Raw genomic sequence first — 21,158 nt, 5'->3', positions numbered from 1 at the left:
CTGTGGATATCCATGTGGATATCCCGCCATGAAGGAGCGCTCGTGCTGCTAGAATTGCCGGTCCACCCCGCGCGAAAGCGCTCCTTCCAGTGGTTGAATACTTCCCATGAGTGACCTGTGGCGGCGCTGTCTCGAGCGCCTCGAGGGCGAATTGAACGCCGAAGACCTGCACACCTGGCTGATGCCACTGCAGGCGCGCGACGACACCCATGGCTTGCAGCTGTTTGCGCCGAACCCCTACACGCTCGATACGGTGCGCGAACGCTATCTGGCGCGCATTGAAACGGTGATCAGCCAGCTGACCGGGCACGATCTCACGGTACGCCTGGAAGTGGGCTCCAACTCGCCGCGCGCCACGGCGAGCGGCAAGGTGGCCGCGCCCGCGCCGGCCAAGGTCGCCCCCACGGTGATCGAAGCACCGGCGCCAACCTTCAACCACAACCTGGATCCGCATTACACCTTCGAAACCTTTGTCGAAGGCAAGTCGAACCAGCTGGGCAAGGCCGCCGCCATGCAGGTGGCCATGAATCCGGGCCGCGCCTACAACCCGTTGCTGCTGTACGGCGGCACCGGTCTTGGTAAAACGCACTTGATGCACGCCTCCGGCAACCTGATGCGCGAGCGCAACCCTGATTTCAAGGTGCTGTACCTGCGTTCGGAGCAGTTCGTCGGTTCGATGATCGAGGCGCTGCGCACCAAGAGCATGGACGAATTCAAGCGGCGCTTCCGTTCGGTCGACGCGCTGCTGATCGACGATATCCAGTTCTTCGCCGGCAAGGACACCACGCAGGAAGAGTTTTTCCACACCTTCAACGCGTTGTTCGAATCCAAGCAGCAGATCATCCTGACCTGCGACCGCTATCCGAAAGAAGTGGACAAGCTCGAGCCGCGGCTGAAGTCGCGCCTGGGTTGGGGCCTGTCGGTGGCGATCGAGCCGCCGGACTTCGAGACGCGCGCGGCCATCCTGCTGTCCAAGGCGCAGGACAAGGGCGTGGCGGTGAGCGAGAACGTCGCGATGCTGCTGGCCAAGCGCATCCGCTCCAATGTTCGCGACCTCGAAGGCGCACTCAACACGCTGGCGGCGCGAGCCAACTTCTATGGCAAGCCGATCACGATTGATTTCGCGGAAGAAACCCTGCGCGACCTGCTCGCCACCCACGCGCAAGCGGTGACGGTACCGAACATCCAGAAGATCGTGGCCGACTACTACCAGGTGCGTCTGCAGGATCTGTTGTCCAAGCGACGCGTGCGTTCGCTGGCTCGCCCGCGCCAGATCGCCATGGCCTTGTCCAAGGAGCTCACCGAGCACAGCCTGCCGGAGATCGGCGAGGCGTTCGGCGGCCGCGACCATACGACGGTGCTGCATGCCTGCCGCACGATCAAGAAGCATTGCGAGACCGACACACGCATGCGGCAGGATTGGGAACAGTTGATCCGTATCCTCACCGGCTGAGCGAGCAGGGCGGCTGTGCACTGAACGCTTGAAAAGTACTGTGGCAAGCTGTGGATAATAGGTGGATGGATTGGACCGAAAAGTTATCCACATTTGGTGCACAATCATCCGGCCCTTTGAAACACAGTGTCGAAGTGCGGCAAAGCCTTGATTGATAAGGATAATTTCTCGATTTTGAGTTATCCACGGCCCCTACCACCACTACAGAACTTCTTTTAAAAACAGAAAAGCAGGATTGGGGAAGCGCATACATGCAATTCAGCATTCAACGAGAAGCTCTGCTCAAACCGTTGCAGCAGGTCGTCGGTGTGGTCGAACGCCGCCAGACGCTGCCGGTTCTAGCCAACCTGCTGGTGAAAGTCGCCGACGGCAAAGTGTCGCTGACGGGTACCGATCTGGAAGTGGAGATGATCGCCACCACGGCCGCTGACAAGCTGGTCGACGGAGAGATCACGATTCCAGCGCGCAAGCTGTTCGACATCGTGCGTGCACTGCCCGATGGCGCGCAGATCGAGCTGAAACTCAACGGCGATCGCGTAGCTATGAATGCGGGACGCAGCCGCTTCACGCTCGCCACGCTGCCAGCGACCGAATTCCCGACCATCGATGAAATCGAGCTGGTTGAGCGAGTAGCGCTACCGGAAGAGGTGCTGCGCGATCTCATGGAGCGCACCTCGTTCGCCATGGCCAACCAGGACGTGCGCTACTACTTGAACGGCATGTTGCTGGATCTGCAGGAGCACACGCTGCGCTGCGTAGCCACCGACGGCCATCGCCTCGCGCTCAAGGAAACCAAGCTGGAGAGCAAGGTTTCCACCCGCCGCCAGATCATCATCCCCCGCAAGGGCGTGAATGAGTTGGTCGGTTTGTTCGAAACCGGCGACGGCCAGGTTGAGCTGGAATTCGGCCGCAACCACCTGCGCGTTCGTCGTGGCGATGTGGTGTTCACCTCCAAGCTCATCGACGGTCGTTTTCCGGATTACGAAGCAGTCATTCCGCTCGGTGCCGACAAGCACGCTACGCTGGATCGCGAAGTGCTGCGCGGAGCGCTCCAGCGCGCTGCGATTCTTTCCAATGAGAAGTACCGTGGCGTGAAGCTGGAACTGTCGCCGGGCAAGCTGCGCATCGTCGCTCACAACCCGGAGCAGGAAGAGGCCGTGGAAGAGCTGGAAGCCGATACGCCGGTGTCCGATCTGGCCGTTGGCTTCAATGTGGGTTATTTGCTCGATGCCTTGGCCGCCTTGCGCGGCGAGCGTGCTCGCTTGAGCCTGCGTGATGCGCAGTCGAGCTGCCTGGTGCAGGAAGACGATAGCGACCAGGCTCGCCACGTGATCATGCCGCTGCGACTCTGATGGCGAATCACCGTTTGCCTGTTTACGGCAAGCCAGTCACGAACGCCGGGGCCGTCGAAAGACGCTCCGGCGTTCTTGCATGGGACGTTTGTTGATATGTGGCTTGAAAGCCTGCGCATACGTGGTTTGCGCTGCCTGGCGGACGTGGTGATTCCCCTGGAGCCGGGTGTGACAGTCTTTGCCGGCGCCAATGGGGCTGGCAAGACCAGCATTTTGGAAGCGGCGTTCTTGCTGTCGCACGCCCGTTCGTTCCGTTCCGGTGCAAAAGACGCCTTGCTCCAACGAGGGGCAGATGCCTTGGCCGTGTTCGCTGAGCTTCGCCATGCAGATGGTCGAAGTCGTCGTTTGGGCTTGGGTCGCCAAGGCGTTCGTTGGGAAGCTCGGATGGATGGCGAGGTTGTCAGCCTTAGCGAGCTGGTGGGGGAGTGCGCGGTCGTTTGTTTTGAACCGGGTTCGCACGCCTTGATCGCCGGTGGCGCTGAAGAGCGTCGCCGCTACCTGGATTGGGGCGTGTTCCACGTGGAACACGAGTTCATGCTGGCTTGGAGACGCTACCAACGGGCTCTCAAGCAACGAAACGCCTTGTTGAGGTCCTCCACACCCGCTTCCGACGCGTTGTTCCTGCCCTGGGAGGCTGAACTCGACGCCACCGCGGCGGTGATCGATCGCCTGCGAGAGCTGTATTTGGCCGCGCTGCGCCCCCATATTGAAAGGGCGATGACTGGCCTGCTGCCTGAGTTGGGCGGCGTTGAGATGAAGTATCGGCGGGGCTGGTCCGACGATGCCTCGCTGGGCGAGCTACTGGCCAGTCAACGAGGCAGGGATCTGGCTCGCGGTCACACGACCATGGGGTCGCATCGTGCGGACTGGTCCATCGTGTTCGAGCACGCACCCCAACGCGAACATCTGTCCCGAGGGCAGGAGAAGCTCACGGCGCTGGGTTGCTCTCTTGCTCAAGCCGCACTCTACGCGGAGCGGCGGGGCGAGTGGCCCGTGGTCTGCTTGGATGATTTAGCCTCGGAACTCGACAAAGCTCATCAGGCGGCCGTTGTGAACCAGCTGCGCCAGGTAGGCGCCCAGGTACTGGTCACGGGAACGGAGGTTCCTGAGGCCCTCCAGCAAGGTCCCACACAAGTGTTCCACGTGGAACAGGGTCGTCTCGGCCCCCTGCTATAATCACCGATTGTGTCCCAGCCCGGCCTCTAGGCGCCGTCCGGGCGGGAGAAGGCGCCCAGGAAACGGTCGACGAATGAACGCATCCTACGATTCGAGCAACATCAAAGTTTTGAAAGGTCTGGAAGCGGTGCGCAAGCGCCCCGGTATGTACATCGGCGATACCGATGACGGCACCGGCCTGCACCACATGGTGTTCGAAGTCGTCGACAACTCGATCGACGAAGCCCTCGCTGGCTACTGCGACCACGTAACCGTGACCATCCTCGACGATGGTTCGGTCAGCGTGACCGACAACGGCCGCGGCATCCCGGTCGACACCCATCCGGAGGAAGGGCGGTCCACCGCGGAAGTGGTGATGACCGTGCTGCATGCCGGCGGCAAGTTCGACGCCAACTCCTACAAGGTTTCCGGCGGCCTGCACGGCGTGGGCGTGTCCGTGGTGAACGCGCTCAGCTCGCACCTGTGGCTGACCATCTACCGTGAGGGCAAGGAATATCAGCAGGAATACGCCCATGGCGAGCCGCTGTATCCGATCAAGCCGGTTGGCGACTCCACCAAGCGCGGCACCACCGTGCGCTTCCTGCCCAGCACCGGCACCTTCACCAATGTCGAGTTCCATTACGACATCCTGGCCAAGCGCCTGCGCGAGCTGGCGTTCCTCAACTCCGGCGTCACCATCGACCTGAAGGACGAGCGCGGGGAAGGGCGTAGCGATCGTTTTGCCTACGAAGGCGGCATCCGCTCCTTCGTGCAGCACCTGGCCCAGCTCAAGACTGCGCTGCATCCGAACGTGATCAGCCTGAGCGCGCAGCAGGACGGTATTTCGGTCGAGCTGGCGATGCAGTGGACCGATGCGTACCAGGAAACGATGTACTGCTTCACCAACAACATCCCGCAGCGCGACGGTGGCACCCACCTCACCGGCTTCCGTGCGGCGCTGACACGTTCGTTGCAGAGCTACATCGAAAAGGAAGGTCTGGCCAAGAACGCCAAGGTCACGCTTTCGGGCGATGACATGCGCGAAGGCATGATCGCCGTGCTCTCGGTGAAGGTGCCCGACCCGAAGTTCTCCTCCCAGACCAAGGACAAGCTGGTTTCCTCCGAGGTGAAGACCGCGGTGGAGCAGGCCGTCAACGAAAAGCTGGGCGAGTTCCTGCTGGAGCACCCGAGCGAAGCCAAAGCCATCGCCTCCAAGGTGGTCGACGCCGCCCGCGCCCGCGAAGCCGCCCGCAAGGCCCGCGAGATGACCCGCCGCAAGGGCGCGCTGGACATCGCCGGCCTGCCGGGCAAGCTGGCCGACTGCCAGGAAAAGGATCCGGCGCTGTGCGAACTGTTCCTGGTCGAGGGTGACTCCGCAGGCGGTTCGGCCAAGCAGGGCCGCAACCGCAAGACGCAGGCCGTGCTGCCGTTGAAGGGCAAGATCCTCAACGTGGAGAAGGCCCGCTTCGACAAGATGCTGGCCTCCGCCGAAGTCGGCACGCTGATCACCGCGCTTGGCACGGGCATCGGCAAGGAGGAGTACAACCCGGACAAGCTGCGCTACCACCGCATCGTCATCATGACCGACGCGGACGTGGACGGCTCGCACATCCGTACGCTGTTGCTCACGTTCTTCTACCGTCAGATGCCCGAGCTGATCGAGCGCGGCCACATCTACATCGGCCTGCCGCCGCTCTACAAGATCAAGCAGGGCAAGCAGGAGCTTTACCTCAAGGACGACGCTGCGCTCAACAGCTACCTGGTCTCCAGCGCCCTGGATGGCGCCGAACTCCAGTACTCGGCCGTGGCGCCAGGTATCTCCGGCGAGGCGCTTGAGAAGCTGCTGCGCGACTACCAGGCCGCTCTCGACCAGATTCAGAGACTGGGCCATCGCTTCGACGCCACCGTGCTCACGGCGATGCTTGAGCACACGCCGATGGATCCGTCGTTGTGGACCGACGCGGCCGCCATGCAGGACTGGCTGGCTGGTGTGCAATTGCGCCTGGCGGCGAGCGGCCTGGGCAAGCCCCGCTACCGTCTGGCGCTGCGTCCGGCGGTAGATGAGCAGCCGGCCGCGATCGAAGTGGTGCGCGACCAGCACGGCCTCTCGCATACCTGGTTGCTGCAGCAGCCGTTCTTCAGCGGCGCGGAATTCCGCCCGATCCTGCAGGCCAGCCAGCAGCTCGCCGGCCTGGTGCAGGCGGACGCGGTGGTGCGCCGGGGCAATGGTTCGCGCGGCGTGCTTAGCTTTGCCGACGCTCGCCACTGGCTGCTGGAAGAGGGCAAGAAGGGCCGCATGATCCAGCGCTTCAAGGGCCTGGGCGAAATGAATCCGGAACAGCTGTGGGAAACCACGGTGAATCCGGAAACCCGGCGCATGCTGCAGGTGGGCATCGAGGACGCGTTTGCGGCCGACCAGATGTTCTCCATGCTGATGGGCGAGGCAGTGGAACCGCGTCGCGACTTCATCGAAGCCAATGCACTGAAGGTCGCCAACCTCGACGTGTGACCATCGGGCCGCGTGCGATGCGAGCATCCCTCGCGTCGCCGCGGCCTTTTTTCCGTCGGCGCGTGTTAACGCATTAGCACGTTAACTAAAGTCGGCAAAAGGGCTGCCGATAGCGTGTTTCCAGGCCGAAAAGTCACGGATGGCATGGTGCTGGCGCATGAAAATCAGGTCCCGTCGCTGGCGTATGGTCCAACTTATTGATTTTTAACATTCTTTGTTGCCGCGCTGCGACTTGTTATCTGCCGCCGAGTCAGGTTACGCTCAGCGATCCCCCGCGTCCTAAGCGCGTGAAACCTACATTGAGGACTGCCATGAAGCGTGTTCCCCTGATCAAGATGCTCGCTGGTTCGGCGCTGGCCCTGGCCGTGGTGAGCACCCCGGTCATCGCGAGCGATAGCCCTTCCAAGGACAAGAAGGAAGTGCTGTACCCCAACGCCACGCGCAAGGAACCGAAGCTGGACCTGACCAGCGAGAAAGACCAGAAGGCGATCAACGAAGGTCTCGACGCGGTCAACAACCAGGACAAGGACAAGGCGATCCAGATCCTTCAGCCGATCGCCGACGGCAGCAAGAGCAAGTATGCGCAAGCGCTGGCCCTGCAGGGTCTGGCGAACGTGCACTACAACGACGGCGACGTGAAGGGCGCCATCGATCTGCTCAAGCGCGCGCTCGACAACGGCACTCTGCCGAACGACACCTACTTCCAGCTCGAGTACATGCTGGCCCAGTTCTACCTGGCCAATGAGCAGTACCAGCTGAGCATCGATACGGTTGAGAAGTGGCGCACCGAAGGCAAGAAGGAAACCGCCGAGTCGTACGCACTCCAAGGCAATGCCTACTACCGTCTTGAGAAGTTCCCGGAAGCGATTGCCGCCATCAAGAAGGCGCAGTCGATGACCGACAAGCCGAACGACAGCTGGAACCAGATCCTGATGGCCAGCTACTCGGAATCCGGCCAGGGCGACCAGGCCGCACAGGTGGCGCAGCAGCAGCTTGCAGCCAACCCGAATGACCCGAACGCTTTGAACAACGCTGTGGCCGTGCTGATGCAGGCGCAGAAGTATCCGGAAGCGATTTCGCTGATGGAGAAAGCGCGTGCCAGCGGCCAGCTTAAGACCGAGAAGGACTACATCAATCTTGCCAAGCTCTACCTGATCTCCGGTCAGCAGAGCGGCGACCAGAAGGAACCGGCCACCAAGGCGGTTGCAGTCCTTCAGGAAGGCTTGAGCAAGGGCGTAATCACGTCCACCGCCGAGAACTACACGCTGCTCGGTACGGCTTCCTACATGTCCGACAACACGTCGGGTGCGCTGGCGGCTTACCAGAAGGCGATCCCGATGGCGAAGGACGGCGAGGCGAATATCCGCGCTGGCCAGCTGCTCATTCAGGACAGCAAGTTCAGCGAGGCGAAGAGCCTCATCCAACAGGGCATCGACAAGGGCGTGCAGCACAAGGGCACGGCTTATATGTTGCTGGCTGAAGCGTGTCGTGGCCTGAAGGACAAGCCGGGCACGATCGCAGCCATGGAGAAGGCCGCACAGGATCCCGAAACCTCCGCCAAAGCAAAGGCTTGGCTGAAGGCTCAGGGCGCGAGCAAGTAAGGCAGAACGTGTAACAACTGCGAGGCAGATGGACGTCCATATGTCTGCCTCACAAGTGCTATACAAATGCTATGTGCTGTTGTACCGTTGAAACCCTTCCGTGTTCCCGTCCAGTGGCAAACGTCATCCGTTTGGATCGATTTGCCGCAGGAAACCGTGACCACGTCTTACCGATTGATTAGCTCCAGATAGTGACAGATGGCCTCAAGTAACGAAGCAACCGGCCAAGGGCCGTTCAATTGGAGGCGTACCTGGGCGCTGGCCGTAGCCATTGCGCTGCATGCGTTCGCGTTCCTGTTGCTGGTGGCGCCCATGGCACCGCCGAAGCAGGTACAGAAAGAAAAAGAACGCACGGTCCAGGTTAACTTTATCGAGCCTCCTCCGCCGCCACCGCCACCGCCGCCGCCGCCGCCGGAGCCGCCGAAGCAGCCGCCGCCGAAGATCATTCAGCAGGTCAAGCCGCCGCCGACACCGCCGCCGCCGGCTCCGCCGCCGGCTGTGGAAGAAAGGTCCAATAATGCTGTTGCTGCGGCTCCGCCGGCACCGCCTGCTCCTCCGGCACCGCCTGCAGATATCACAGCCAGTCAGGACATCAGCTATAACAGCCGTATTCAGCCCAAGTATCCGCCGCAGGCAATTCGCCAGCGTCACGAGGGCACGGTCACGCTGATGATCTTGGTGGACGTGGACGGCACACCTAAGGACATCAAGGTGGAAGCGTCCAGCGGGTATCGCGAGCTGGATCAGGCCGCGATTGAAACGGCACGCAAGTGGCGCTTCAATCCGAACATAAGGAACGGGCAAAAGACGGAAGGTTATGTCCGCGTCCCGGTCAATTTCAATCTCAATCAGCTGTAACTTCGGTTACGGTCAATCAGTTCACGCTTGACTTTCCAAGGGTAGCGTTATGTTCCTGCAAACTTCTCCGGCCCCCGCGGGCGGTACCACCAACGCCGAAGCCATGAAGTCGATGGGCTTCGATCACCTTATCCACAACTTTGATCCGCTTGGCTGGATCGTGTTCGTGGTGCTGGTGGTGATGTCCTTCTCTTCCTGGTACTTCATTGTCGCCAACGCCATCCGCAACTCCATGGTTCGCGGCCGCGCTGACAAAGTCATCAACGGCTTCTGGGCCAATGGCTCCACCCAGGACGCTATTCGCGAACTCGAAGCCCAGCCCAAGGGCGAACCGTTCTCGAAGATCGCCCTCGACGCCGCTTCGGCCGTCGCACACCATCAGCAGGCTTCGGCCGGCGGTGGTCGCCTCGCCGAGTCGCTGAGCCGCTCCGAGTTCATCGATCGCGCCCTGCGCCAGGCCGTTGCTCGCGAGAGCCTGCGTCTGGAAGGCGGCCTGACCCTGCTCGCCACGGTCGGTTCGTCGGCACCGTTCATCGGTCTGCTTGGTACCGTGTGGGGCATCTACCACGCGCTGATCAAGATCTCCGCGTCGGGCAACGCTTCGATGGAAGCTGTGGCCGGTCCGGTGGGCGAAGCTCTGATCATGACCGCCTTCGGTCTGTTCACCGCTATCCCGGCCGTGCTCGCCTACAACTTCTTCAACCGCTCCAACCGTCTGACGTACGCTCAGTTCGACGAGTTTGCGCATGACCTGCACGACTTCTTCGCCACCGGCGCTCGCGTCGAAGGCAAGTGAGGATCTGACCCATGGCAATGAGTACCGGAGGCGATTCCGGCGGCCCGATGTCGGAGATCAACGTTACGCCGCTCGTCGACGTAATGCTGGTGCTGCTGATCATCTTCATGATCACCGCGCCGCTGATGTCCCATCGAATCACCGTCGAGCTGCCGACTGCCAATCCGAAGGTTCCGGATACTGAGCAGGTGACGCCGATGGACTTGGCCGTGAAGCCTGATGGCACGCTGTACCTCGATGACGTCGAAGTCACCGAGGCGGAACTGAAAGCCCAGTTTGCGGTGAAAGCAACGCTTACCCCGCAGCCTGAGCTTCAGATCCGAGCGGACAAGACCACGCAATACAAGATCGTCAAGAAAGTCCTCGCTGACGCCAAGGAATCCGGCATGGTGCACGTCGGCTTCATGACGACCGGCAAGGAGTAAGGGTCATGGCATTCAGTTCTGGAAGTGGTAAGGGGCCAATGGCTGACATCAACGTCACGCCGCTGGTCGACGTGATGCTGGTGCTGCTGATCATCTTCATGATCACGGCGCCGATGCTTACCCATAAAGTGAAGATCGACCTGCCGCAGCCGAATCCGAACATCGTGCAGCCGGAGAATCCGCCGGAGCCAGTTCGCCTCAAGATCGACCAGTCCGGTGCGCTGTACTGGAACGATACGCCGGTGGATGAGCTGGGCCTCAAGGCGCAGCTCGCGGTGATCGGTGGTCTGGGCGATCCGGCCAAGCAGCCGGAAGTGCAGATCAACGCGGACGATGGTGTGGCGTACGAGCACGTTGCTCGTGTGCTGGCCGATGCGAAGAGCTACGGCCTCACCAAGATCGGCTTCACTGAAGGTCAGTAATTCAGTAATACCGTAAGGCATTACCGCAAGACTACCCTTTGGACCCCCGCCTAGTGCGGGGGTTTTTTTCGTCTGTCGAAAACTCAAGCGACTGCGATTGCGTCATTTGCCGCGCCAGTGTTCGGACGTTTGGATGGCCAAACGTTGGCGAGGCTGCATAAGGCCCTGCAGGCGGGCGGGAAGCAGTAGTACCGAGACCGTGCAGCCGGTTTCAGCATAATGGCCGCAGAGCTGCCACGAGCTCAGCGCAGGATCTGCAGGTACTTCCGAACCGTCGTTGCCATGCCCTCGTACAGGGCTTCGCCCATCAGAGCGTGGCCGATCGACACTTCCGCCAATCCCGGAATGGCAGCCTTGAACGTACCCAGGTTGGCCTGGCTCAAATCATGTCCAGCGTTCACCGCCAAGCCCGCGTGTTGGGCGCGTCGTGCGGTGTCGGCGCAGCGCTCCAGCTCTTGCTGGACCTTCCCTTCTTCGAATGCTTGCGCATACGGGCCGGTGTATATCTCGATGCGCTCGACACCGATGGCTACCGCCTCTTCGAATCCGGTCGCGCCAGAATCGACGAACAGGCTCACCCGGCAACCGATATCGCGCAACGCGGCCACCAGCGGTTTCAAGGTCTCGATATCGCGGGTGAGGTCAAAGCCGTGGTCGGACGTGATCTGACCGTCGCCGTCCGGCACCAAGGTGACTTGGGTCGGGCGTACTTCGCGCGCGAGTTCGACCAGCCCGGGATAGCTGCCACGACGACCGGCGAACGGATTGCCCTCGATGTTGTATTCGACGCGACCGCGCGTGATCGCTGCGAGTGCACGCACGTCGTCAGGACGAATATGCCGCTGGTCGGGTCGGGGATGCACGGTGATGCCGCCGCAGCCAGCGTCGATGCAGGTATGCGCCGCGCGCAGAATGTCCGGTTCGCTGCCGCCGCGCGAATTGCGCAGTACGGCGATCTTGTTGACGTTGACGCTGAGCAGGGTCATGGGTGGGACAGTACTCATTGAGTGGCTTGAAGCCGCTAACTGTATGCGTGAGCGACGATCATGCGGACGCCGTGGGCGCCCGGATTTTGATCGACTCGCTGCTACGCGCCGATTCCTCTATGCGGGCCACGCCGGCCTCACTACCGTTCAATGCGCTGTGCAGTGGCTCTGGCAAAGCATTGCAACGGCGGGTTGCACACATTGCGCCGATCAATCCGTACCGGCAAGTGTCCACTGTCGGATTCGACGCGGTGTGCCCTGCCAGGCCAGCGTGCCCACGTGTGCGTCATCCAGAATAAGCCGATGAAGCTGCCACTGCTGGGGCTCATAGCCGTCCAGTCGATGTAGCACAGGAAGATGGGACGGGCCGCTGATGCTCAAGCGGTGCAGTCCGAACGCCAAGCCTCGGCCCACCGCCTTGAGCACGGCCTCCTTGGCCGTCCATAGCTCAAGAAAGGCGCGGTCGCGCTGATCGACTGGCAGCGCCTCGAGCGCCGCCGTTTCATCAGGACTGAAATAGCGCCGCGCGATCGGTACGGCCTTGGGGTGCGGCCGCAGCCGCTCCAGGTCGATCCCTGGCAATACGCCGCGCGCGATGGCGATCAGTGCCTGATCGTGGCTGTGCGACCAATTGAAGGAGAAAGCATCGCGCTGGCTGCCAGGCAGCTCCGGGCGCCCGTGCTCGGAATCCTCGAGCTCCACCGCACCTGCGTCGACGCCCAAATAGCCGCCCAACATGGCCAGCAGCGGCGCGCGGCCATGATGGTGGTCGTAAGCAAGCCGCCAGACGTGAATATCGTCGTCAGCCAGCTGCGCAGCGAGCTCGGCCGGTGTCTGGCCGTCGGTCGTGATCATCTGCCCATGTTGCCGGCTATGGGGCGATACTTACAAGCACGGCGGACGCCACGGATCGGCACGCTGCTTTCAGCCACCGCAGGAAGCCCTCATCTCGGAGAACATCGCTTGATAGCCGGATGGCTGCTGCTGCTGGTCTCACTGCTGTATGTCGGGCTGCTGTTCGTGGTCGCCTATGCGGGCGATCGCCGGCCGCTCTACCCGCGGCAGCCGCGGCTGCGTCCGATCGTCTACAGCCTGGCGCTGGCGGTGTACTGCTCGTCGTGGACCTTCTATGGCGCCGTGGGTACGGCGGCTCGCGAAGGCCTGAGCTATCTGCCGATCTATCTCGGCCCGATCCTGCTGTTCGTGTTTGGCTTCGGCTTGCTGCGCCGACTCGTGCTGCTGGCACGCCAGCGCAATATCACCTCGATCGCCGATTTCATCGGCGCGCGCTTTGGCAAATCGCACGGCCTGGCCGCGCTGGTGGCGGTGATTGCGGTGATCGCGGTGGTGCCGTACCTGGCGCTGCAGTTCAAGGCGGTGGCGATGTCGTATGCCGTGCTCGGCACCCCGTCGCCGGCGGGCACTTCGCAGTTCAGCGACAGCGCATTGTGGTGCGCGATTCTGCTGGCGACCTTCGCCATCCTGTTCGGCACGCGCACCATCGACGCTACCGAACATCACCACGGCATGATGCTGGCCATTGCGGTCGAATCGCTGATCAAGCTCGTCGTGTTCATCGTTTTGGCCGGCTACGCGCTATGGCGCGGACCAGGTTTGGCGGTGACCACGCAGTTGCCGATCCAACAATTCTCCGAAGGCGTCTCCCCTGGCTTTCTTGCGCAGACGCTGCTCGCTTTCTGCGCGATGTTCTGCCTGCCGCGGCAATTCCAGATCGGCGTGGTGGAATGCGAGGATCCGCACGACGTGTCGCGTGCACGTTGGCTGTTTCCGATCTACATGGTGATCGTCAGCCTGGCGGTATTGCCCATCGTGGCAGCGGGCCTGCATCTGCCGCAGCTGCAGGATGGCAACAAGGATGCCTGGGTGCTCACATTGCCGATGGCCTACGGCGATCGCGGCATGGCGCTGCTCGCTTTTATTGGGGGCTTCTCTGCAGCGACTGGCATGGTGATCGTCGCCTGCGTGGCGTTGTCCACCATGATCAGCAACGACATCGTGATGCCGATGCTGCTGCGCATCCATGCGCTCAAGCTCGAGCAACGCGCCGACCTCTCGCAATTGGTATTGCTGGTGCGACGCATCGCCATCATTGCGCTCGCGGCGATGGCCTATGTCTATTACCGGGTGGTGGCCGACACCACCAACCTCGCCACCACGGGCCTGCTGGCGTTTGCGGCCGTTGCGCAATTTGCTCCGGGCATCGTCGCCGCGCTCTACTGGCGCGGCGCAAGCCGAAAAGGCGTGGCGGTGGGACTGGGCGCTGGCTTCCTGGTGTGGGCTTACACGCTGTTGCTGCCAGGGCTCAACCGCGAGGCGGACTGGCTGGATACGGGCCCGATGCATCTCAGCTGGCTGCAGCCACAGGCGCTGTTCCACCTGAGCGGATGGGACCCGGTGATGCATGGCACGTTCTGGTCGCTGCTGGTCAACGTGTCTTGTCTGATCTTCGTCTCGCTGCGCTTCCGCCCCAACCTGGAAGAGCGCCTGCACGCTGCGATGTTCATCGACCCTTATGCTGTCGACAGTCGCGGTGCGGGCGATTGGCGCGGGCGGGTGGCGGTGGCCGATCTCCGCACCATCGCCGAACGTATCGTCGGCGAGCGCAGCAGCCAGCGCGCATTCGAGGACTATGGCGAGCGCCGCGGCAAGCCGCTGCAAGCTAGCGAGGCGGCCGATCGCGCGCTCATCCAGTACACCGAGCGCCTGCTCGCCTCCGCTGTGGGTGCTGCGAGCGCGCGCCGCATCCTGATGGGCGCGCTGTCGGGCTCGGGTCTGGACATCGCCGAAGCCATGGCCTTGATGGACGAAGCTTCGCAGGAACTGCGCTTCAATCGCGAGCTGTTGTCCACCACGCTGGAGAATGTGTCGCAAGGCATCAGTGTGATCGATGCAGGCATGCGCGTGGTCGCATGGAATCGGCGCTATCTCGAATTGTTCGACTACCCCGACGGCATGGTCTACGTCGGCGTGCCGGTGGCCGACCTTATCCGCTGGAACGCAGAGCACGGTGAGTTGGGTCCGGGTGAAGTGGAGGCTCATGTAGCCAAGCGTCTCGGCCATATGCATGCCGGTTCGCCGCATGTATTCCAGCGTATCCGTCCGGACGGTTCGGTGATTGAAATGCGCGGACGCGCGCTGCCCGGTGGCGGCTATGTCACCACCTATACCGACGTCACGGCGTACAAGCATGCCGAGCAGGCGCTGATCGAAGCGAACGAGAACCTCGAGCAGCGCGTGGAACTGCGCACAGCCGAACTCAGCGAGGCGCTCAATTCCGCCGCACACGCGCGTCGGGAAGCGGAAATGGCGAATGCATCGAAGACGCGCTTCCTCGCGGCGGCGAGTCATGACCTCTTGCAGCCGTTGAACGCCGCGCGCTTGTTCACTGCGGCGTTGCGTCAACATCCCGGGCTCGATGGCGAAGCCAGCTTGCTGGCCGAGCGCATCGATGCCTCGTTCCGCGCCGCGGAGGATCTACTCGATGCGCTGCTCGATACGTCGCGCCTGGATGCCGGCAGCTATCGCGCTGACATCAGCAATGTGGCGCTATCGGACCTGTTCGAATCATTGATGGCGCAGTTTGCAGTGATCGCGCAGCAGCGAGGACTGCGATTGCGCGTGGTGCCCACGAAACTGGCCGTGCGCAGCGATCCCCAATTGTTGCGCCGCGTGCTGCAGAACTTCATCTCCAACGCACTGCGCTACACGCGTGAAGGCGGCATCCTGGTCGGTGCGCGGCGCATGGGGGATGACGTGCGACTGGAGGTATGGGATACCGGGCCCGGCATCGCGGCGGAGCAACGCGCGCGAATCTTCGGCGAGTTCCAGCGACTGGATCGACCGTCGCCGTGGGGCGAGAAGGGGTTGGGCCTGGGCCTTTCGATTTGCGAGCGCATCGCCGGCATCCTGCATCACAAGCTCGAGCTGGTGTCGCGCGAAGGCAAGGGCAGTCGTTTCGCCGTGCGCGTGCCGCGCGCCGAGAGCGCGGTACCGCGTCGCCGCACGAATGTTCATCCGATGTCGAACGAACAGTTGCCGCTTACCGTGCTATGCCTGGATAACGACACCGCCATTCTCGATGGGATGCGTGCGCTGCTGCAGCGCTGGGGTGTGGATTGCCGTACAGCGATCGATGTGGCCGAAGCGGAACAGGAATTGCGGCGCGGTGGCGTCGATTTGATCCTCGCTGACTACCATCTCACGGATGATATGGATGGTTTGCAGGCGCTCGAAGAACTGCGCACGGAGCTTGGTGAGTTGCCGCCGATTGCGATGATTACCGCGGATGGGAGCAGTGAGTTGAAGCAGCGGGCGCGGGCGTTGGGGTATCCGATTTTGCATAAGCCGGTAAGGCCGGCGGCGTTGAGGGCGTTGTTGAGTGCGTTGGTGCGCAGGCAGACGATGGCTTAGAAGGTGACATGGGCGCGTGTCTGCGTTTTTCGGCTCTACATCTGGCTCGTCATTTCGGCGCAGGCCGGAGGCGCTTCTCGACGACGAAGCCGGCCCGAAGGGCGGAGGGCAGGATGCCCGGAGTAAGAGAAAAGTAACCCAAAGAGAATGGCCTGAAGAGCTGGCAGCATTACGTTGGGATGAGACCGAACGCTTGAGGTATGTCGTTGCTTGGCAACCTCCGCCGCTACATAGCGGGTACTTCCAAGCGCTTCGCAACGCGCCATGGCGCTGAGGACTTAACGCGGAGCCTCGCTGCGCATCGTTTTAACCAGCCAGCTATTGCGTGCCTGCTTGCCTGTGGGAGCGCACCCTGTGCGCGACAGCCACGCCTGGGTGTATCGCTCCGTAGGTTTGTCGCGCACAGGGTGCGCTCCCACAAAGAGCCGACCGGCAACATCGATCCGCCATCCACAGGTCAGTGCGCTCCTACAAGGGCGCCATGGTTCAGGCGCCTTGGCGAAAATCAGCTTTCCTCATCCGCCGGCAACGAAGGCATCGCTTCCTGGTCGATCGCCAGATGGCTTGCAGCCAGCGCAACCTGGGTGCGGTTGTTGACGCCGAGTTTGCGCATGATGGCGGTCATGTGCGCTTTCACGGTGGCTTCGGAGACGCCCAGGTCGTAGGCGATCTGCTTGTTGAGCAAGCCTTCGGCGATCATGGTGAGCACGCGGAATTGTTGCGGCGTCAGGGTGGCGACGCGATCGGCCACGGCGGCTTCGTCAGGCTTGAGCGTGGTGCCGCCACCGACGAGCTGGTGCGGTAGCCACACATCGCCATCGAGTACCTTGCGAATGGCGGTGATGATATCTTCGCCTGGCGTCGACTTGGGAATATAGGCCGATGCGCCGTGCGCGAGCGCGCGGCGTGCGACCTGCACGTCTTCATGCCCGGACACCACGATGGTCGGCAGGCCCGGATTCTGCCCGCGTATATGCGCCAGTGCGGAATAGCCGCGCGCACCGGGCATATGCAGGTCGAGCAGGAGCAGCTCGGCGTCGGGGTATTGCTCGATCAGGCTCAGTAGCGAATACACGCTATCGGCGCTGTGCACGTTGGCGTTGGGAACGGCCGCCACGACGGCGCGTTGCAGGGCGTCGCGAAACAGCGGGTGATCGTCGGCAATCAGTACGTCAGGCATGGATTCCCTGCTTCACTGTGTAGGAGCGCACCCTGTGCGCGATTGGCGTGCCTCGATGCCGGAAGAGCATCGAGGCTGGGTGGCGCGACCGCGACGATCATTGATGGGGAACATCGAGTCGCTGCGGTCGCGCACAGGGTGCGCTCCTACCTGTGGGTTTGTTTATTTGATGAGGCGTTCGTCCACCAGGTTTTTCACCACGCCGGGATCGGCCAGCGTGGAAATGTCGCCGAGCTGGTCCGGTTGGTTCTCGCCGATCTTGCGCAGGATGCGGCGCATGATTTTTCCCGAGCGTGTCTTAGGCAGGCCCGGCGCCCACTGCAGGAAATCGGGCGTCGCGATGGGGCCGATTTCCTTGCGTACCCAGGCAACGAGTTCCTTGCGCAGATCGTCGCTCCCCTGCTCGCCGGCGACCAGCGTGACGAAGGCGTAGATACCCTGGCCCTTGATGTCGTGCGGCGCGCCGACCACGGCGGCTTCGGCCACCTTGGGATGCGCCACCAGTGCGCTTTCCACTTCGGCGGTGCCGATGCGGTGGCCGCTGACATTGATCACGTCGTCGACGCGCCCGGTGATCCAGTAGTAGCCGTCTTCGTCGCGACGCACGCCGTCGCCGGTGAAGTAGTTGCCCGGATAGGCGCTGAAGTACGTATCGATGAAACGCTGGTGGTCGCCGTAGACCGTGCGCATCTGGCCGGGCCACGAATCGGTGATGACCAGGTTGCCCTCGGTCGCGCCTTCCAGCACGGTGCCGGCGGCATCGACGATGGCAGGCTTGATGCCGAAGAACGGCAGCGTGGCGGAGCCGGGCTTGGCGTCGATCGCACCGGCCAGCGGTGTGATCAGGATGCCGCCGGTTTCGGTCTGCCACCAGGTGTCCACGATCGGGCAGCGTTCGTCGCCCACCACGCGGTAGTACCACTCCCAGGCTTCGGGATTGATCGGTTCGCCGACCGAGCCCAGCACGCGCAGCGACGCGCGCGAGGCCTTCTTCACCGGGCCTTCGCCTTCGCGCATCAGTGCGCGGATGGCGGTGGGCGCGGTGTAGAACAAGGTGACCTTGTGCTTGTCGACCACGTTCCAGAAGCGGCTGGTATCAGGGTAATTGGGCACACCGTCGAACATCAGCGTGGTGGCGCCGTTGGAGAGCGGACCGTAGACCACGTAGCTGTGGCCGGTGACCCAGCCCACGTCGGCGGTGCACCAATAGACATCGTCTTCGCGCAAGTCGAACACCAGCTCGTGGGTGTAACCGGCATAGACCAGGTAACCGCCCGAAGTGTGCAGTACGCCCTTGGGCTTGCCGGTGGAGCCGGAGGTGTAGAGGATGAACAGCGGGTGCTCCGCTTCCACCGGCGTCGGCGGGCAGTCGGCGGACTGGCCTTCCATCAGCGTGTGGTAGTAGCGGTCGCGCGGCGACTGCATGGGCACAGCGCTGCCGGTGCGGCGCACCACGATCACGGTCTCCACGCTATTGGTGCCTGGCCGTTCCAGCGCGGCGTCCACATTGGTCTTGAGCGGAATCTTCTTGCCGCCGCGCACACCTTCATCGGCGGTGATGACGACCTTGCAGGTGGAATCGGCAATGCGACCGGCCAGCGAGTCCGGCGAAAAACCACCGAACACCACCGAATGGATCGCGCCGATGCGCGCGCAGGCCAGCATGGCCACGGCTGCCTCGGGGATCATCGGCATATAGATGGCCACGCGATCGCCCTTGGCCACGCCAAGGTGCTTGAGCGTGTTGGCGAACTTGCACACCTCGGCGTGCAGTTGCTTATAGGTAATGTGGCGCGACTCATTCGGGTCGTCGCCTTCGAAGATGATGGCGGTCTTGTCGCCCCGCTCGGCCAGGTGGCGGTCCAGGCAGTTGGCAGAGACATTCAGTTCGCCGTCTTCGTACCAATGGATATGCAGGTCCTTGGGGTCGAACGAGACGTTCTTGATCTTGGTGGGCGCCTTGGTCCACTGCAGCCGTTGGCCGACCTTGCCCCAGAAACCCTCCGGATCCTTCACCGACTCGGCATAGAGCCGCTGGTAATCGTCCTTGCGGATGCGCGCCTTGGCAGCGAAATCGGGTTTGACGGGGTAGAGCTTGGTCATCGTGGGGCTCCTGCGGCCGGCCCAGCCGGCCTCCTCATGCGTTGAATGTCGCCGCAGCAACCCACTGTCGGCGATAACGACCGAGTGTACCGGCTGGCCGGTGATCGATACGTTTCGCCCCACTTTCGACTTTGGTCGAGGTTCGACCAATGGTGAATAGGCGTCCGCAATGCAGCATGGACATGCTCGGGTGGTCATCGACCTGGGGAGGCCTGCCATGACATTGCCCACCACCGCCCGCCGCCACGCCGTGTTGGCGCTGAGCATCGCCTGCGCGCTGAGCCTGCCGTTGGCAGTCCATGCGCAGAGCACGACCAAGAGCAAAGGCAGCACGCGCGAACAGCAGCTCGAGCAGCGTGTGAACCAGCTGGAACAGCAATTGGCCGAACTGAAGGCCATGATCCAGGAACAGAAGGCCGCCACCACGCAGGCCACGCAAACCGCGCAGCAGGCGCAGGTTGCCGCCACGCAAGCGCAGACCACCGCGCAGGCGACCTCTACCAAGGTGGAAGCGGCGCCCAAGCCGCAGTTCACCACCGCGCCGGGTCTTTCGGTGGCGCTGCATGGCTTTATCGATGCGACGGTGTTCGGCCAGGACCGCACCTTCATCAATTACGGCAACGGCCAGAACGCGGAGATTCCCGCGCCGCCGACGGCCGCCAACAAGGCCAACGGCTACACTGGATCGCTCAGTGGCGCGGACGTGCGCAACACCCGCTTCTGGCTGGATTTCACCGGCGCCAAGTTGAACGACAACTGGAATGGCAGCGGCCGCCTCGAGATGGATTTCTTCGGCGGCAACAACGGCACCGGGGCGTACGCGCAGCAGCAGCCGATTCCGCGCCTGCGCCAGGCCTATATGGACATCAACAATCCCAACTGGGGCACCACGGTGCGCATCGGCCAGATGTGGGATCTGATGTTCCCGTTGGAAAACACCGCGACCTCGCTCTCGCATATCGCCTTCCCGCTGGGCTACGGCTCGGGCGTCGTCGGTTGGCGCTATCCGGGCGTGATCGTGATGCAGGACCTCAACCACGGCACCGACGGCGTGAAGTGGCGCTTCGACTTCGCCGTGCTCGAGGGCAACTGGAGCGGCCCGCAGAACCCCGCCGGCACCGCGACCGTCAACTACCTCAATGGCGGCGCCGCGCATTTCAAGCCGCAAGTGGAAGCGCGACTGCATGCACAGGGCAAGGACTGGCTGGGCTACCTCACCGCGCACTACTCCGAAATCGATCTGCACGGCGTGGGCGATATCGCACCCAAGCCGCCGCGCGACACGCTCAACAGCATCGGCTACGACCTGGGCGGCCAGTGGAAGCCTGGTCCGTGGACGTTGAAGGGCCTGATCTATACCGGCAAGGCGCTGGGCGAGATCTTTGGCGCAATGTCCCAGTTCGGCAACATCAAGGAGTCGGGCGGCTTCGTGCAGGCCGGCTACAACTTCACGCCCAAGTGGAGCGTCAATGCCTTCTATGCGGCCGCGCGTCCCAACCGCGAGGACGTGATGGCCTGGACGGCCCCCGGCACCGCGGCTGCACCGGGCGTGGGCCTCCTGAGCAACAACATGTCTGCCTTGAGCCTGCAATATGCCTCGGGTAACTACGAGCTTGGGGTGGAGTGGATCTACGACAACTTGCGTTACCAGCTGAAGAATTCGCCGTCGAGCCAGACCGTCAACGGCAACCAGGTCAACTTCAGCGGCATGTACAAGTTCTAGGCAAGCGACAGTGGCAACGTCCAGGCGTTGCCGCTGCCACCACCGGGTGGGGCGACGGGAGGCGCCCGAACCGGACGAAAGAAAGACGCAGCGAGTGGCGAATGCCGCTCCAGCGAGTTGCACCTTGAAACCGCATCCATCGGTCCGATGGGGCGTCACAAACT

The 21,158-nt window shown here is 62.6% G+C and carries 15 protein-coding genes; 11 read left to right on the top strand and 4 right to left on the bottom strand.

Annotated features, from left to right (window positions below):
• Positions 1-106 precede the first annotated feature (106 nt).
• From dnaA to AC1DMY_RS19635, 9 genes are all read left to right on the top strand, one after another.
• A complete protein-coding gene (gene dnaA, locus AC1DMY_RS19675; protein WP_441601817.1) occupies positions 107-1,453 on the top strand; it encodes a chromosomal replication initiator protein DnaA in 1,347 nt (448 codons plus the stop codon).
• A gap of 251 nt (positions 1,454-1,704) precedes the next feature.
• On the top strand, positions 1,705-2,805 hold the full coding sequence (gene dnaN / locus AC1DMY_RS19670; RefSeq protein WP_477166545.1) for a DNA polymerase III subunit beta: 1,101 nt from the start codon (positions 1,705-1,707) through the stop codon (positions 2,803-2,805).
• 96 nt (positions 2,806-2,901) lie between these two features.
• The gene (gene recF / locus AC1DMY_RS19665; RefSeq protein ID WP_477166544.1) at positions 2,902-3,981 is read left to right on the top strand and encodes a DNA replication/repair protein RecF; all 1,080 of its coding nucleotides are present in this window, start codon (positions 2,902-2,904) and stop codon (positions 3,979-3,981) included.
• A 73-nt stretch (positions 3,982-4,054) separates the two neighbouring features.
• Positions 4,055-6,469: a DNA topoisomerase (ATP-hydrolyzing) subunit B gene (gyrB, locus tag AC1DMY_RS19660; RefSeq protein ID WP_477166543.1), complete on the top strand. Its 2,415-nt coding sequence runs from the start codon at positions 4,055-4,057 to the stop codon at positions 6,467-6,469.
• A gap of 311 nt (positions 6,470-6,780) precedes the next feature.
• Positions 6,781-8,070, top strand: a complete 1,290-nt coding sequence (locus AC1DMY_RS19655; protein ID WP_477166542.1) for a tetratricopeptide repeat protein — start codon at positions 6,781-6,783, stop codon at positions 8,068-8,070.
• A 198-nt stretch (positions 8,071-8,268) separates the two neighbouring features.
• Complete coding sequence (locus AC1DMY_RS19650; protein WP_121883796.1) at positions 8,269-8,928, top strand: energy transducer TonB; 660 nt, start codon at positions 8,269-8,271, stop codon at positions 8,926-8,928.
• Between the two features lie 49 nt (positions 8,929-8,977).
• Positions 8,978-9,724, top strand: a complete 747-nt coding sequence (locus AC1DMY_RS19645) for a MotA/TolQ/ExbB proton channel family protein (protein ID WP_046972825.1) — start codon at positions 8,978-8,980, stop codon at positions 9,722-9,724.
• Between the two features lie 11 nt (positions 9,725-9,735).
• Positions 9,736-10,149, top strand: coding sequence for an ExbD/TolR family protein (locus AC1DMY_RS19640; RefSeq protein WP_046972824.1), 414 nt, complete (start codon positions 9,736-9,738; stop codon positions 10,147-10,149).
• A gap of 5 nt (positions 10,150-10,154) precedes the next feature.
• Positions 10,155-10,571 (top strand): ExbD/TolR family protein, encoded by a 417-nt coding sequence (locus AC1DMY_RS19635; RefSeq protein WP_046972823.1) that lies wholly within the window; start codon positions 10,155-10,157, stop codon positions 10,569-10,571.
• Positions 10,572-10,813: 242 nt separating this feature from the next.
• Here AC1DMY_RS19635 and AC1DMY_RS19630 read toward each other — a convergent pair whose 3' ends face one another.
• Positions 10,814-11,557 carry a pyridoxine 5'-phosphate synthase gene (locus tag AC1DMY_RS19630; RefSeq protein ID WP_477166541.1) on the bottom strand — a complete coding sequence of 248 codons (744 nt, stop codon included), beginning with the start codon at positions 11,555-11,557 and terminating at the stop codon, positions 10,814-10,816.
• 210 nt (positions 11,558-11,767) lie between these two features.
• Positions 11,768-12,412: a 4'-phosphopantetheinyl transferase family protein gene (locus tag AC1DMY_RS19625; RefSeq protein WP_477166540.1), complete on the bottom strand. Its 645-nt coding sequence runs from the start codon at positions 12,410-12,412 to the stop codon at positions 11,768-11,770.
• 108 nt (positions 12,413-12,520) lie between these two features.
• On the opposite strand from AC1DMY_RS19625, the gene AC1DMY_RS19620 reads away from it, so the two are divergent.
• On the top strand, positions 12,521-15,988 hold the full coding sequence (locus tag AC1DMY_RS19620; protein ID WP_477166539.1) for a hybrid sensor histidine kinase/response regulator: 3,468 nt from the start codon (positions 12,521-12,523) through the stop codon (positions 15,986-15,988).
• Positions 15,989-16,493: 505 nt separating this feature from the next.
• Here the strand turns inward: AC1DMY_RS19620 and AC1DMY_RS19615 are convergent.
• Positions 16,494-17,168 (bottom strand): response regulator transcription factor, encoded by a 675-nt coding sequence (locus tag AC1DMY_RS19615; protein WP_477166538.1) that lies wholly within the window; start codon positions 17,166-17,168, stop codon positions 16,494-16,496.
• A gap of 162 nt (positions 17,169-17,330) precedes the next feature.
• Positions 17,331-19,271, bottom strand: a complete 1,941-nt coding sequence (gene acs, locus AC1DMY_RS19610) for an acetate--CoA ligase (RefSeq protein ID WP_477166537.1) — start codon at positions 19,269-19,271, stop codon at positions 17,331-17,333.
• Between the two features lie 217 nt (positions 19,272-19,488).
• On the opposite strand from acs, the gene AC1DMY_RS19605 reads away from it, so the two are divergent.
• On the top strand, positions 19,489-20,994 hold the full coding sequence (locus AC1DMY_RS19605; protein ID WP_477166536.1) for a porin family protein: 1,506 nt from the start codon (positions 19,489-19,491) through the stop codon (positions 20,992-20,994).
• The last annotated feature ends 164 nt before the right edge of the window (positions 20,995-21,158 follow it).

The organism is Dyella sp. 01L423, assembly GCF_056399945.1.
The sequence above is the reverse complement of the archived record's forward strand: the minus strand, read 5'-3'. Positions and strand labels throughout refer to the sequence as shown.

Bases quoted from the DNA above. Each gene is read 5' to 3' on its own strand.
- recF (WP_477166544.1), top strand. From the start codon at position 2,902: ATGTGGCTTGAAAGCCTGCGCATACGTGGTTTGCGCTGCCTGGCGGAC.
- gyrB (WP_477166543.1), top strand. From the start codon at position 4,055: ATGAACGCATCCTACGATTCGAGCAACATCAAAGTTTTGAAAGGTCTG.
- AC1DMY_RS19650 (WP_121883796.1), top strand. From the start codon at position 8,269: ATGGCCTCAAGTAACGAAGCAACCGGCCAAGGGCCGTTCAATTGGAGG.
- acs (WP_477166537.1), bottom strand. From the start codon at position 19,271: ATGACCAAGCTCTACCCCGTCAAACCCGATTTCGCTGCCAAGGCGCGC.
- AC1DMY_RS19655 (WP_477166542.1), top strand. From the start codon at position 6,781: ATGAAGCGTGTTCCCCTGATCAAGATGCTCGCTGGTTCGGCGCTGGCC.
- AC1DMY_RS19630 (WP_477166541.1), bottom strand. From the start codon at position 11,557: ATGACCCTGCTCAGCGTCAACGTCAACAAGATCGCCGTACTGCGCAAT.
- AC1DMY_RS19635 (WP_046972823.1), top strand. From the start codon at position 10,155: ATGGCATTCAGTTCTGGAAGTGGTAAGGGGCCAATGGCTGACATCAAC.
- AC1DMY_RS19615 (WP_477166538.1), bottom strand. From the start codon at position 17,168: ATGCCTGACGTACTGATTGCCGACGATCACCCGCTGTTTCGCGACGCC.
- AC1DMY_RS19625 (WP_477166540.1), bottom strand. From the start codon at position 12,412: ATGATCACGACCGACGGCCAGACACCGGCCGAGCTCGCTGCGCAGCTG.
- dnaA (WP_441601817.1), top strand. From the start codon at position 107: ATGAGTGACCTGTGGCGGCGCTGTCTCGAGCGCCTCGAGGGCGAATTG.
- AC1DMY_RS19605 (WP_477166536.1), top strand. From the start codon at position 19,489: ATGACATTGCCCACCACCGCCCGCCGCCACGCCGTGTTGGCGCTGAGC.
- dnaN (WP_477166545.1), top strand. From the start codon at position 1,705: ATGCAATTCAGCATTCAACGAGAAGCTCTGCTCAAACCGTTGCAGCAG.
- AC1DMY_RS19640 (WP_046972824.1), top strand. From the start codon at position 9,736: ATGGCAATGAGTACCGGAGGCGATTCCGGCGGCCCGATGTCGGAGATC.
- AC1DMY_RS19645 (WP_046972825.1), top strand. From the start codon at position 8,978: ATGTTCCTGCAAACTTCTCCGGCCCCCGCGGGCGGTACCACCAACGCC.